Origin of the sequence: Bacillus sp. FSL K6-3431 (genome assembly GCF_038002605.1) — a bacterium.
GTDB lineage: Bacteria > Bacillota > Bacilli > Bacillales > Bacillaceae_C > Lederbergia.
The window spans coordinates 2,655,470-2,669,893 of sequence record NZ_JBBOCT010000001.1; the positions used below are offsets into that span (position 1 = coordinate 2,655,470).

At 37.5% G+C, this 14,424-nt stretch carries 11 protein-coding genes and 1 pseudogene; 3 read left to right on the forward strand and 9 right to left on the reverse strand.

Features of this window, described 5'->3' with window-relative positions; genetic code table 11:
* Window positions 1-35: 35 nt before the first annotated feature.
* Together MHB53_RS13200 and MHB53_RS13205 are read right to left on the reverse strand one after the other, a co-directional pair.
* Window positions 36-1,313, reverse strand: coding sequence for a sugar ABC transporter substrate-binding protein (locus MHB53_RS13200; protein ID WP_340919042.1), 1,278 nt, complete (start codon window positions 1,311-1,313; stop codon window positions 36-38).
* Between the two features lie 146 nt (window positions 1,314-1,459).
* Window positions 1,460-2,488: a LacI family DNA-binding transcriptional regulator gene (locus tag MHB53_RS13205; RefSeq protein WP_340919044.1), complete on the reverse strand. Its 1,029-nt coding sequence runs from the start codon at window positions 2,486-2,488 to the stop codon at window positions 1,460-1,462.
* A gap of 165 nt (window positions 2,489-2,653) precedes the next feature.
* Here MHB53_RS13205 and MHB53_RS13210 point away from each other — a divergent pair.
* A pseudogene (locus MHB53_RS13210) lies at window positions 2,654-2,892 on the forward strand (IS5/IS1182 family transposase); the annotation flags it as partial.
* A gap of 261 nt (window positions 2,893-3,153) precedes the next feature.
* Here the strand turns inward: MHB53_RS13210 and purF are convergent.
* The 7 genes from purF to MHB53_RS13245 all read right to left on the reverse strand — a co-directional run bounded on the left by purF (window position 3,154) and on the right by MHB53_RS13245 (window position 11,466).
* Window positions 3,154-4,563 (reverse strand): amidophosphoribosyltransferase, encoded by a 1,410-nt coding sequence (purF, locus tag MHB53_RS13215; RefSeq protein ID WP_340919046.1) that lies wholly within the window; start codon window positions 4,561-4,563, stop codon window positions 3,154-3,156.
* Complete coding sequence (purL, locus tag MHB53_RS13220) at window positions 4,539-6,767, reverse strand: phosphoribosylformylglycinamidine synthase subunit PurL (RefSeq protein WP_340919047.1); 2,229 nt, start codon at window positions 6,765-6,767, stop codon at window positions 4,539-4,541. Before purL ends, purF begins: the two co-directional genes overlap by 25 nt.
* A complete protein-coding gene (purQ, locus tag MHB53_RS13225; protein WP_340919049.1) occupies window positions 6,751-7,434 on the reverse strand; it encodes a phosphoribosylformylglycinamidine synthase subunit PurQ in 684 nt (227 codons plus the stop codon). Before purQ ends, purL begins: the two co-directional genes overlap by 17 nt.
* A complete protein-coding gene (gene purS / locus MHB53_RS13230; protein WP_340919051.1) occupies window positions 7,431-7,682 on the reverse strand; it encodes a phosphoribosylformylglycinamidine synthase subunit PurS in 252 nt (83 codons plus the stop codon). The genes purQ and purS overlap by 4 nt, the downstream gene beginning before the upstream one ends.
* Window positions 7,679-8,389: a phosphoribosylaminoimidazolesuccinocarboxamide synthase gene (gene purC / locus MHB53_RS13235; protein WP_340919053.1), complete on the reverse strand. Its 711-nt coding sequence runs from the start codon at window positions 8,387-8,389 to the stop codon at window positions 7,679-7,681. Before purC ends, purS begins: the two co-directional genes overlap by 4 nt.
* 1 nt (window position 8,390) lies before the next feature.
* On the reverse strand, window positions 8,391-9,695 hold the full coding sequence (gene purB, locus MHB53_RS13240; protein ID WP_340919055.1) for an adenylosuccinate lyase: 1,305 nt from the start codon (window positions 9,693-9,695) through the stop codon (window positions 8,391-8,393).
* A gap of 481 nt (window positions 9,696-10,176) precedes the next feature.
* Window positions 10,177-11,466 carry an adenylosuccinate synthase gene (locus tag MHB53_RS13245; protein ID WP_340919057.1) on the reverse strand — a complete coding sequence of 430 codons (1,290 nt, stop codon included), beginning with the start codon at window positions 11,464-11,466 and terminating at the stop codon, window positions 10,177-10,179.
* Window positions 11,467-11,797: 331 nt separating this feature from the next.
* Here MHB53_RS13245 and MHB53_RS13250 point away from each other — a divergent pair, with 331 nt between their 5' ends.
* Together MHB53_RS13250 and MHB53_RS13255 are read left to right on the forward strand one after the other, a co-directional pair.
* Window positions 11,798-11,983: an IS3 family transposase gene (locus tag MHB53_RS13250; RefSeq protein WP_445661520.1), complete on the forward strand. Its 186-nt coding sequence runs from the start codon at window positions 11,798-11,800 to the stop codon at window positions 11,981-11,983.
* 229 nt (window positions 11,984-12,212) lie between these two features.
* A complete protein-coding gene (locus tag MHB53_RS13255) occupies window positions 12,213-14,381 on the forward strand; it encodes an anthranilate synthase component I (protein ID WP_340919059.1) in 2,169 nt (722 codons plus the stop codon).
* Window positions 14,382-14,424 lie beyond the last annotated feature (43 nt).

Consider the following 14,424-nt stretch of genomic DNA (forward strand, 5'->3'; position numbering starts at 1 on the left):
ACACATAAAGCGTTTGACACCAATTTGCAAACTAATTATTTCCCACTATGTTTTGCTGCAATTTGCCCCTTAATCGTTTCAGCAGCTTGGTCTAATGCTTCTTCAGGCTTTGCTTTTCCTGTTGCGATTGTTTGTAACGCCGCATCTACAGGTGTCCATACTTCATTCATTTCAGGAATATTAGGTGTTAACTCTGAAAAAATAGATTGTTCAGCAACAGCCTGAGCAGCTGCACTTTCTGTAACGACAGGATCATTTGCCAAAGCTTCTACAGCAGGAACTTCCTGTGTGATTTCATATCTTGTTTTAGAATTTTCTTCATTAGAGAGGAAAGCAACTAACTCTTGCGCCAACTCAGCGTTTTTGGAATAAGAGCTAACATTGTAACTTTTCACTCCAACAAATGCACTCATATTTTCTCCATTAGATAATGCTGGTAGCTTCGTTACTCCAAAATCAATACCAGCTTTTGTAAATGGCTCTAAGTTCCACGGACCGGAGATGATCGCAGCAGCCTTACCTTCTGTAAATAATGATTCTAGTACATTAATGCCTTGTTCCCCGACTATACCAGCTGGGAATAAACCATCCTGGTAAAACTTCTCTATCATTTTTGCGCCTTCTTTAGCACCGTCGCTGTTAATACCGATATCAGTAGGATCAAAATTCCCACTTTCATCTGTACCAAAAATATATCCGCCATAGCCACCCATTACACTTTGGGCATAATAAATCTGATCAAATAAAGCGAGAAAACCGAATTTTTTCCCATCTGATACTTCTTTAGAGTATTCGTACCACTCTTCCAAAGTTTCTGGTAATTCTTCCTCTGAAATTAGGTCTTTATTATAATAAAGAATAGTTGTTTCTACTGCTTTTGGTAAACCATATATTTTTCCATCAATCGATTGTGATTGCATTGCTGCATCTGTATAAATTGATTTAACATCATCTGCTATATTTAAATCCTTAATCAGCCCCTCCGTTACCGCTGTACCAATTTGATCTCCTGCCATTGTTAGCACATCAGGTCCAGTTCCAGCAGGTCCATCGAGACGCAAATCTTCAATTTGCTTCGCATAAGGCTTTTCAACAATCTTGACTGTTACATCATGCTCTTCTTCAAACTTTGCGATGGCATCTTTGATACCATCAGATTTCTCGATGTCTTCCCAAACGACTAATTCTTTAGATTTAGGTGCATCCTTCGCCCCTTTATCATCCCCGCTACTCTCCTTTGGACCACATGCGACTAGTGCTAAAGTCAGTGCAACACCAGTGAAAATACCTAAATATCTTTTATAACTTTTCATTTAATAACTTCCTTTCATTAATATTTCTAATCATTAGACCCATTAATAAAGCGCTTTACAAAAATAATATACCACTTATAAGAAAATATGTAAACAACTATTTTACTGAATAAGGTAAAATAGTTTACGAAAAAGACAAGAAATAATTACTTCTTGTCTTCTTTTTGTTCTAATATGTTGTTTTCATTTGCACTCTTTCTAATGATAAGTTCTGAACCTAGATACAATGTTTTGACATACTTGCGTTTTTCCTGAACTTGCTCAAGCAATAACGCTAGACCATTACTGCATATTTCCTGCGTATCAATATGAAAAGTCGTGAGCGGTGGCGATACATATTTAGCTACACTAATATTGTTAATGCTAATAACACTTACTCTATTTGGAATGGTAATCCCTTTTTCATTCAATGCTTGAAGGCAACCAACAGCAATTGGATCAGAAGCGATAAAGAAGGCAGTAGGTAGCTGATCGCCTAGCTTTTCAATGGCATTAGCCATAATGCGATAACCATTATCTACCGAGAATCCTCTGTGGGTAAAAACATATTCATCATCCAGTAAACCCTTCTCATGCATATAACTACGAAAAGTCTCTTCACGCAAATCCATATCTTCTTCATCCGTGTTGGGATTATGATATGTCCCGCCTATAAAACCAATACTCTGATGCCCTCTTTCCATATGATAATCAATCGCTCTTTTTGTTATTTGCACCAAATCTGGTCTAACTGAATCATAATGATATGGATCAGGTGTCGAATCCAGAAAAACTCCGTTAGAAGTAATACTTCTCAAGTGAGCCAATTCTTTATCTGAAAATGTACCTACCGCTAGAAACCCCTCAATATTATCAGGAATGGCATCCATTCCGTTAGAAATTTTGTATGTTGTTAATTCAACATTAAACGCTTCTGCAAGCTTCTCTATCTCTAATCTCATTGACTTAAAATACACATCTTCTAATTCCTCTTTATCCGTTAACCAGTATAAAAAAGCAATGTTTTTAACCAATTGCTTCACTGTTTTCTTCCGATAATTCAATCTCTCGGCAACCTCGTAAATCTTTTCTCGCGTTTCCTGTGGAACAGTAAGATTTGGATCATTATTTAACACACGGGAAACAGTAGAAATTGAGTACCCAGCTACTTCTGCTACATCCTTTATTTTAGTCATTTCAATTACCTCCATCAAAAATCATAACTAACAAGTAAAATACTTTACCTTTATTTTACCATAGTTTTTACTAGCGTCAATCCTTCCTTCGTACTGTCTTATTTAGACGTGACTCACAACCTTTTTTTCAAGCCTAATTCATTTGAGGAGTATCTTTTTTCATGACGGGATGAATGTTATAAGGAAGGAGCAAAAACTAAAACATACTCGGTTACGATTAAATCGACAGAGCATCTGGAACAAGAAGCCTTTCAAGAGACCGAAGCGTTTAAACTACTAGCGAAATATTGATACATGATTGAAGCTAAAAATAGCGAAATAAAAAACAAACACGGGTATGATTAGGGATGCAAATCCAAGAAGCTACCACCATATTTGTGGCAAATATGAAAAGAATAATATAGTTAAAAAGCGAAAAAGAGTACGGAATAGAAGAAAAAAAGGAGGTTTTCAAAAAAGAGACTTTTGAAAAATCCTCCTTTTTAATACTACGGTTTTTCAGTGGCCTCTGAGGTACAAACAAGGAGGCTCAACGATCACCTCTAAGGTGCCGTATAGTGGTGGAAACTCACCAAATTCTATCTCAAGTTACGTCAGATTTTATAGGTTTTTTGTGTCAAAGAAACCGATCTTTTTAGAAACACTCAATTTTTAGGCACTAATTTCTAGTAACTCGTATAAGGCATTTCTTTCTCATGGTCCTTTTTTACAGGATATTTCCCTGTCATACATGCCGTACATAATCCTTGATTAATAGAACGGTCCTTTAGAATAGCTCTTTCTAATCCTTCTTCCGATAAATAGGCAATGCTTTCCGCACCAATTATTTCAGCTATTTCATTACTTGTATGATTGCAAGCAATGAGTTCATCTCTTGTTGAAATGTCAATTCCGTAATAGCAAGGATTCTGGATAGCTGGGGATGCAATTCGAACATGGACTTCTTTAGCACCCGCATTTTTTAACATTTGTACGATTCGCTTGCTTGTTGTCCCCCGTACAATGGAATCATCAATCATAATCACGCTTTTTCCTTCAATAATTCCGCGAACGGGGGAGAGTTTCATCTTCACACCTTGTTCACGAAGTTCCTGGGATGGTTGAATAAACGTTCTGCCAACATAGCGATTCTTAATGATTCCGATCTCATATGGAAGACCAATTTCCTCCGCAAAACCAATTGCTGCAGAAATGCTGGAATCAGGAACCCCTATGACAATATCCGCATCGACTTTAGCTTCTTTGGCTAATTCCTTGCCCATTTGTTTGCGGGATGCATGAACATTCACATAATTAAGGTTACTATCTGGTCTAGATAAGTACACGTATTCCATTGCACACAATTTTCGTTGCCTTCGTTGTGCAAAAGTCATTGATCGCACCCCATCATCATCGATGGTTATTAATTCACCAGGCAGTACTTCACGTAAAAAGGTTGCACCGATTTGATCAAATGCGCATGTTTCCGATGCAATAACATAGGCATCCTCAAGCAAACCAATGGATAATGGACGAATTCCAGTTGGATCAAGGGCGGCATACATTTTATTTTCTGTTAAAATTAAATAAGCATAAGCACCACCCAATTGATTCAATGCATCACCAATTGTTTTCTCATTGACACCTTGCCCATTTCGTTTGATTAGATGTGCCAACACTTCGGTATCAGAAGAAGTTTGCAGGATGCTGCCCTGTCCTTCTAACTGCCCTCGTAATTCATAGGCATTCATTATGTTTCCGTTATGTGCGAATGCCATACTGCCTGATTGTTGCTGGAACAATAATGGCTGTACATTTTCAAGTCCCTTCCCACCCTGTGTTGAGTAACGGACATGACCGATGGCAATCCGTCCTTGCAATTGGTCCATTTTTTTATTTTTAAATACATCATCTACTAAGCCTAAACCTTTATGAGCTTTTAATTCCACACCATCACTTACTGCAACACCCGCACCTTCTTGCCCGCGATGTTGCATGGAATGGAGACCATAGTACGTTAATTCAGCCGCTTTATCATGACCCCAAATTCCAAATACACCACACTCTTCATTTATGCCTTTGATTTCAGCAAGCATGGAATAGCTCCCTTCCAAAGACTTTCAAGCTCTTTCACGTTCTCGCAAATAACTTCCTCTTCATTCACTAGAACCTCGAGTATCCCACTATCCGTAACCGTACCAATTGCTTTGGCATCTTCCACGACGTTTTCAAACTGTTCTTTGTTCCCCGCTTTTATAGTCACGATGAATCTAGATTGTGTTTCACTAAATAATTCAACGGTCGTATCACCAGTAACGTTCATTTTTACTCCTAATCCCTTGTCGCCAAAGACACTTTCCGCTAATGCCACTGCAAAGCCACCTTCAGCTATATCATGGGCAGATACTACCAAACCAGATTGAATCGCTTCTAGCAATTCCTTTTGTCTTTTTGCCTCGATATCTAAATTAATCATAGGTGCTTTGCCTTCATATTTGCCTTGAATGACATTTTGCAATTCGCTTCCGCCAAATTCGGGATCTGCTTCTCCAATAATATAAACGATGTCTCCTGCATTTTGGAAAAAGCTTGGTGTTATATGTTCTAACGATTCATGTAAACCAACCATTCCAATAACTGTAGTTGGAAAAATCGATTTCCCCTTCGATTGATTATACAGAGAAACATTTCCACTAATGACAGGTGTTTGAAGTGTATGACATGCCGCACTCATACCTTCCACACTTTTCTCCATTTGCCAGAAAATTTCTGGATTCTTTGGATTACCAAAGTTTAGGCCATCTGTTAGTCCGAGTGGTTTTGCACCGGAGCAGACAATATTTCTCGCTGCTTCAGCTACAGCAATTTTCCCACCTGTTTCCGGGTCTAAATAAATGTAGCGTGAATTACAATCCGTTGTTATCGCAAGTGCCTTGTCATGACCTTTGACACGAATAACCGCCGCATCCGAACCAGGAGCAACTACGGTATTGGTCTGTACCATGGAATCATAATGATCATAGACCCATTCTTTACTTGCAATCGTTGGTTGTTGTAATAATTTCTTTAGCATCTGTGCATGATTTTGAATTTCTGGAATCTCATTTTCCATACTTTGAAAATATTTAAAATAATCTGCTTCCACTGATGGCATATGATAAACTGGTGCATCATCTGCGAGAGGATCAACTGGGATATCAGCCACCACTTCACCACGATGTTTAATCCGAAATACTTTTTCTTCAATTACTTTACCAACAGGAACAGCATGTAATGCATATTTTTCAAATACTTCGATAATTTCTTGTTCACGCCCTTGTTTTACACATAACAGCATCCGCTCTTGTGACTCAGAAAGCATCATTTCATATGCGGTCATATCTAATTCCCGTTGCGGGACAAGATCGAGGTTCATTTCCAATCCTGTACCTGCCTTACTCGCCATTTCAGATGCGGATGAAGTTAATCCCGCTGCACCCATATCCTGCATTCCAACTAGTGCATCTGAATGGATGACTTCTAAACATGCTTCAATCATGAGTTTTTCCATGAATGGATCCCCAACTTGAACAGATGGACGGTCTTTGAATGCATCATCTCCTAAATCATCGGATGCGAATGTTGCTCCGTGAATCCCGTCACGCCCTGTTGGTGGGCCGGCATAAAGAATGGTATTTCCTATCCCTTTCGCAAGACCTTTTTGGATGTCATCATGATGAATTAATCCGATACACATCGCATTAACGAGTGGGTTCTCTTCATAACTATCATCAAATTGAACCTCACCACCAACTGTTGGAACACCGACACAGTTCCCATAGCCCGCAATCCCATTTACTACTTCGGTAAAAAGATATTTCGTACGTTCGTTTTTTAAATTTCCGAAACGAAGCGAATTCATTGAAGCTACAGGTCGTGCCCCCATGGAAAAAATATCGCGTATTATTCCACCAACACCTGTTGCAGCTCCTTGATACGGTTCTACTGCAGAAGGGTGGTTATGACTTTCCACTTTAAAAACAACTGCTTGATTGTCGCCAATGTCAATAATCCCTGCGCCTTCCCCGGGACCTTGAAGAACATTTGGTGATTTAGTTGGGAACTTTTTTAACAAGACTTTAGACGTCTTATAACTACAATGTTCCGACCACATAACAGAGAAAATTCCCGTTTCAGTAAAATTCGGAAGACGTTTCAAGATTTTTTTAATCAGATCATATTCTCCGTCACCTAAACCCATCTCTTGATAGACTTTCTTTTCCTCGATTTGCTCTGGGCTCCATTCACGCGTTTGCAACATAGGTTTTCCTCCAATTCTTGATGATGGACTCGAATAATTTTACACCATCATCACTACCTAAAAGTACCTCCACTGCACGTTCTGGATGTGGCATCATTCCGAGAACATTTCCCTGTTTATTGATAATTCCTGCAATATCTGCTACAGAGCCATTTGGATTATTTTTATATGTGAAAACAATTTGATTGTTTGCTCGTAAATTTGCTAATGTTTCCGCATCACAGAAATAGTTTCCTTCCCCATGGGCGATTGGAAAACAAACGACTTCCTCTTTTGCATAGCCCATTGTAAATATTGTTTCATTATTTTCTACAACTAAGCTTTCCTGATGGCACATAAATGATAGATTTTTATTCCGCATTAAGGCACCTGGAAGTAGTCCGGATTCTGTTAACACTTGGAATCCGTTACAAACGCCTAAAACGGCTTTTCCTTGTCTTGCATGCTCCTGAACCTGTTTCATCACGTCCGATGTTGCAGCAACAGCACCAGATCGTAAGTAATCCCCATAGGAGAATCCACCTGGGAGTATAATTGCATCATAGTTTTCTAAATTACTATTCTGATACCAGACTAAATCCACTTCCTCACCAAGTATTTCATTGACTGCATGGTACATATCTCTGTCACAGTTTGAACCCGGAAAAACAATTACAGCAAATTTCACGAGCGAACAGCCTCCTCCACCTCAAAACGATACTCTTCCATTACTGGATTCGCAAGCAGTTTATTACACATTTCCGTTACACGCGCTTCCAAGTCAGGACTATCCTCCACATGTAATTCAATGACCTTTCCAACTCGAGTTTCCTTTACCATTTCAAAACCTAATGAATTCAGTGACTCCCCAATCGTTTTCCCTTGTGGATCTAATACACCTGCTTTTAATGTGATATAAACGGTAACCTTCTTCATACTTTTGCCTCCAGTCGTTGTAAAATTTCCTCATATACCTCAATTAAATCCCCTATACCTTGACGAAAAACATCTTTATCCAATTTATCTTCTGTTTCTTTATCCCACAGGCGACATGTGTCTGGTGATATTTCATCAGAAAGGACAATGTGATCTTTTATTTTTCCAAATTCCAATTTAAAATCTACTAATATCACATTTACTTCTGAAAATAATTCCATTAACAAGTTATTAATTTGAAGTGCTTTGGATTTCATTTCCTGTAATTCTCTTGGATTAATCTTCGTTAACAATAGGGCATGGTCATCATTTATCAATGGATCACCCAGGTCATCATTTTTGTAATATAATTCCACGAGTGGTGGATAAAATGGTGTCCTATCTTTTTTCCCCAATCGTTTGGTAATGCTTCCTGCCGCTATATTACGAACGATAACTTCTATTGGGATCATTTCCGATTTTTTAACAAGCTGTTCGGTCTCATTTAATTGCTTAATAAAATGAGAGTCCATTCCTTTTTGGCGAAGGTATTCAAAAATCCGTGATGAGATTTCATTATTTAAACGACCTTTTCCAATGAATGTAGCTTTCTTTTCCCCATTAAATGCAGTTGCATCATTTTTATAGGATAAAACTAGTTTCCCTGGTTGTTCAGCTGCTTTAAAAACTTTCTTTGCTTTCCCTTCATATAGGAGTTCAGCTTTCATGTTATTCTCCTTCCGTTAGTCCGATTCTTTCAAAAATAACATCAACATTTTTCAAATGCCATGTATAGTCAAAGCAATCATCAATCTCTTCCTGGGTAAGAGTCTGACTAATTTGTTCATCTTGTTCCAAAAGTTGTTTGAAGTGGGTTTCTGTTTCCCATGCCTCCATCGCTTTTGGCTGAACAATGTCATATGCCGTTTCCCTTGCCATTCCTTTATCAATAAATTTAAGCAATACACGTTGGGAGAAAATAACCCCATGCGTTTTATCAATGTTGCGCTTCATGTTTTCTGGGAACACAGTCAAGTTCTTCACAATATTACCGAAGCGATTCAGCATATAGTTGAGTGCAATCGTAGCGTCTGGTAAAATCACACGTTCCGCTGATGAATGGGAAATGTCACGTTCATGCCATAAGCTAACATTTTCATAAGAAGTCACCATGTATCCACGCAGGACACGCGCCATGCCTGTCATATTCTCTGAAACAATTGGATTACGTTTATGAGGCATTGCGGAAGATCCTTTTTGTCCTTTAGCAAAACGTTCTTCCACTTCCCAAGTTTCTGTCTTTTGCAACCCACGAATTTCAGTTGCAAACTTTTCAATAGATGTTGCTATTAATGCAAGTGTCGATATATATGCAGCATGACGGTCACGCTGTAAGGTTTGTGTTGAGACAGGTGCAGGTGAAATCCCGAGCTTATCACAAACATATTTTTCCACAAATGGATCAATGTTTGCATAGGTACCAACGGCTCCAGATAATTTACCAAATGCCATATTTTTAGCTGCCAATTCAAAACGCTCTAAATTACGTTTCATTTCTTCATACCAAAGTGCAAGTTTGAGGCCAAATGTGGTTGGTTCCGCGTGCACACCATGTGTCCGCCCCATCATAACTGTATGTTTATGTTCGATAGCTTTATTTTTCAAAATTTCGATGAAGTTGTGTAAGTCTTTACGAATAATTTCATTTGCTTGTTTGATAAGGTAAGAAAGGGCCGTGTCGACCACATCTGTAGAAGTTAACCCATAGTGAATCCATTTCCTTTCCTCCCCTAACGTTTCTGATACTGCACGAGTAAAAGCAACAACATCATGACGGGTTTCTTGTTCAATTTCATATATTCGATCGATATCAAAGGATGCATTTCTACGAAGTTCTTTGATATCTTCTTTGGGAATGACTCCAAGTTCACTCCATGCTTCACATGCTAAGATTTCAACTTCTAACCATGCTTTGAACTTATTTTCTTCTGTCCAAATCTTTCCCATTTCCTCTCTAGTGTAGCGTTCAATCAATGTTTTGCCTCCTCTAATATTTCAATTTCCGTTAACACTTGGTCCTTTGAATCACTATAATCCTGAAGAGCATTACATGTATATTGCTTAATCTTGTAATCTGATATCCTCCCCCATTATGACAACGGCACTGCCCATAAAATCCTTCTTTCTTTATGTAAATCTATATTGAATAATGAAAAAGGTCTATTCCTCTTGCTCATATGAGGAAAGATGAATAGACTTCCTGAACAATTTGTTGTAGTAACACGAGTTTCCGAACATTGTTGACATCCTTTTAGGCTTTGATGATTAAATAAGTCGAAAAATAATCAAAAGTAAATAATGTTTATATATACATGCATCCGAAACACCATATTTTGATATAGTTCTTCTTTTAGGGATAGTCTTTACTTTTATATGCCATTACACTTCATGCTTAAACTGACAAAAATTTAAATTTAATGGACATAAAATTGCTTAAATTAACTTCTTATTTTTCTTATGAATTATAAACACTTCTTACCACATTTGTTTGTGTACGATCTGGGCCGACGGAGAAGATAGATAATTGGATTTCCGTTAATTGAGAAATACGCTCTAAATAATGACGAGCATTTGCAGGTAATTCATCTAAACTTCTCACACCAGTAATATCTTCTGCCCAACCAGGTATCTCTTCATAAACTGGTTCACATTCTGCTAGCACTTTAAGACTAGCTGGGAATTCTTTCATGATTTCCCCTTTGTAGCGATACGCTACACAAATTTTCAGTGTTTCAATACCTGTCAAAACATCTATAGAATTGAGTGAAAGATCCGTAATTCCGCTCACACGACGGGCATGTCTTACTACAACACTATCAAACCAGCCGATACGGCGCGCCCTACCTGTTGTTGTTCCATATTCACGACCAACTTCACGAATTCGATTCCCAATTTCATCATGTAACTCAGTAGGAAATGGGCCATCACCAACACGGGTTGTATAAGCTTTAGATACACCAACTACATGATTAATCTTTGAAGGACCGACACCTGAACCAATGGTTACTCCACCAGCTATTGGATTTGATGACGTTACAAACGGGTACGTACCTTGGTCGATATCAAGCATAACTCCTTGTGCTCCTTCAAATAATACACGACGACCTTCATCCAATGCATCATTTAAAACAACCGATGTATCACAAACATAGGCCGCCATCTTTTGGCCATACTCATAATACTCATCGAAAATATCTTTCACTTTCATTTGTTCTACTTCATATACTTTTTCAAATAACCGATTCTTCTCTTTTAAATTCTGCTTAACTTTTTCACAGAATACTTCTTTGTCTAATAAATCTGCAATACGAATACCCATACGGGCCGCTTTATCCATATAGGCGGGGCCAATACCTTTTATCGTTGTACCGATTTTTTGTTCACCTTTTGCTTCTTCTTGTAGGATGTCTAGCTGAATATGATAAGGTAAAATCACATGTGCACGATTACTAATACGAAGATTATCCGTTGATATATTGCGCTCATGTAGATAAGCCACTTCATTCACAAACGCTTTTGGATCAATGACCATTCCGTTTCCCAATACACAAATCCTTCCTTTGAAAAAAATACCAGATGGAATTAAATGTAATTTAAATGTTTCGTTATCAAATTTGATTGTATGTCCAGCGTTATTCCCGCCTTGATAGCGAGCAACAACTTCGGCATTTTGCGATAAAAAGTCCGTGATTTTCCCTTTTCCTTCATCGCCCCACTGTGTTCCAACTATTACTACTGAGGACATACCACACCTCCACTGATTTATCTAATATATGCTTTTAATACGTTAACTCATTCATTTTATCAACAAAATAAAGCGTAGTCAATTCAAAACACGTACATTACATCGCATTTTATTATTATTGTTCGGTAAATAAAATTTATGAAAACACCTAAAAAAAAGAAATTAATCTAAAACCTAAAGAGATTAACAAACATAATAGATGTATGGTAGGAATTAAATAGAGGTGGAGAAAGATGACATATTAATGAATAAAAGAGATTTTCCAATACCTGAAACAGATATTAATTGTGTTGGAAAAGTTTTATTGGGTGGTGTGAATTAGTAAATTCTTATTCAGGCGGAAAAACCCAACAATCCAGTGTTGTCATTTATTCGAAGGCACTTTCACACCCTTGAACAACTGGCTCTTGAACTTTTCGATTATGTTCATTGGTACAACAATATCCGGATGCATAGTTCAATCGATTATTTAAGTCCAATAGAATATAGAAACCTATCTTTTAAAAAAACTGCTTGATTTAGTGTTGACATACCACCTTTTAAATTAGGAATTAGGTAAAATCACCTTCATGTTGACCACCTAACTTCATTTAGGATACAATATAAATTGTCAGAAGATTAGAAGAGTTGAGGCTAGGTATTCCTAGATTGAGAAGAGTTTAGTTGAGCTGAGTTTGAGATTCCCCAATTTAATACACTCTAACTTTTTTTCCTCATCTCCTTTATTAATTAAGGAGGAAATTAATTTGAGTATCTTATCGAGCCAAATCCCTGTTCAAGATGAAATTCATTATTTTACCAATGAAGGAATTGGAATAACACGAAGAAAGTGCCTTCTTGATGTAGAGACAGCAACTGATACGATCCTTAAAGAGGTCGATAGTAGAAAAGGAGCTTTATTTTCTAGTCGTTACGATTATCCAGGGCGATATTCGCGTTGGGATGTTGGCTTTTATAACCCCCTAATAGAAATTCGTGCAAATGGAAAAGAGTTTAGTATAGATGCTCAAAATCAAAGGGGAGAAATATTACTAACGCCAATCTCTAAAAAGTTAAAAATGGTATCCGAGATAAGCTCACTGGTTATTAACCAGACATCTTTAACCGGAACTATTCAGGACGGAAAAGATGTTTATGATGAAGAAAAGCGAAGTCATCAACCATCTATTTTTACAGTTATAAGAGCAATTAAATGTCTTTTCGGATCCAATGAAGATTCATTTCTTGGTCTTTATGGTGCATTTGGATATGACTTAGTTTTCCAATTTGAACCGATGGAATTTAAACATGATCGTGACGTTGGTGATTCGGACATTGTACTGTATATACCCGACGAATTGATCGTTGTAGATCATCAATTAAATATTTCCTACCAATTATCATACGAATTTACCTTTGAAGGAAAAAATACAACAGGAATTCCAAGGGATGGGAGACTGTCAGAATATATCTATTGTTCAAATAGTAAATCGAAAGGTTATCAACCTGGGTATTACACTGAAATGGTTCGAGAGGCAAAAAAATCCTTTAAAAAGGGAGATCTATTTGAGGTCGTACCATCACATACATTTTATGAGAAATGTGAAAGTGCTCCTTCAGAGGTGTTCAAACGTTTGCAGAGTATAAATCCTAGTCCTTATGGATTCATAATAAATCTAGGAAACGAATTTTTGGTTGGATCATCACCTGAGATGTATGTACGAGTAGAGAATAATAGGGTTGAAACATGTCCTATTTCAGGAACAATTAAACGTGGGAAAAATGCAACAGAAGATGCAGATCGAATTCTAGAATTATTGAACTCTTCTAAAGATGAAGCAGAGTTGACGATGTGTACAGACGTTGACCGTAATGACAAATCCAGGGTATGTGAACCTGGTTCTGTAAATGTCATTGGAAGAAGACAAATTGAAATGTATTCGCATTTAATTCATACAGTCGATCATGTTGAAGGTAAACTGCGTCCTGAGTTCGACGCTTTAGATGCTTTTCTTACACATATGTGGGCAGTAACTATAACTGGAGCTCCGAAACGAGCTGCTATTCGCTGGATAGAAGATCATGAACGTTCTCCAAGAGGCTGGTATGGCGGTGCTGTAGGATGGTTTAATTTCAATGGGAATATGAATACGGGGTTAACATTAAGAACAATGAAAATTAAATATGGCGTAGCTGAAATCAGAGTTGGTGCAACCCTTTTATATGATTCCGTCCCTGAGGATGAAGAACAAGAAACGCTAACTAAGGCAGCAGGGCTTGTTCAGGCAATTCGAGAAACTCAAAAGATTGATAACAATATACCTAATAAGATTTATCAATCAGGTAAAGGAAAGAGAGTTTTGCTTGTTGACCATGAAGATTCGTTTGTTCATACACTAGCAAATTACATGAAACAAACTGGAGCTGAAGTGTTAACTTTACGATCACAATTAGCACGAGAAGAAATAAAAAGGAATCCTTCTTACGATTTAGTCGTACTATCCCCTGGTCCTGGAAAACCAGCACAGTTTCATTTAGCAGATACGATTAATATATGTTTAGAAAAGGATTTGCCGATATTTGGTGTATGTTTAGGGCTTCAGGGGATTGTGGAGTATTTTGGTGGATCTCTTAATATATTAGAATACCCCCAACACGGTAAACCTTCCATTGTCAGACAAACTCAGGACAGTTATTTATGGAGTGGCCTTTCCGAAAAGTTTAAAGTCAGTCGGTATCATTCTTTGTATGCAGAAAAGGTACCAAAAGATATTGAAATAATAGCATTATCTGATGATGATGTCGTCATGGCAATTCAGCACAAGGAGCTTCCTATTTCGGCTGTTCAATTTCATCCAGAATCCATTCTGACAACGAATAACGATGTTGGATTTAAAATAATTGATAATGTTATAAAACAATTAAACAATAAATAATAGAAGAGCAAAGTAGATGAGTACAAGGTTAGATATTAATCGT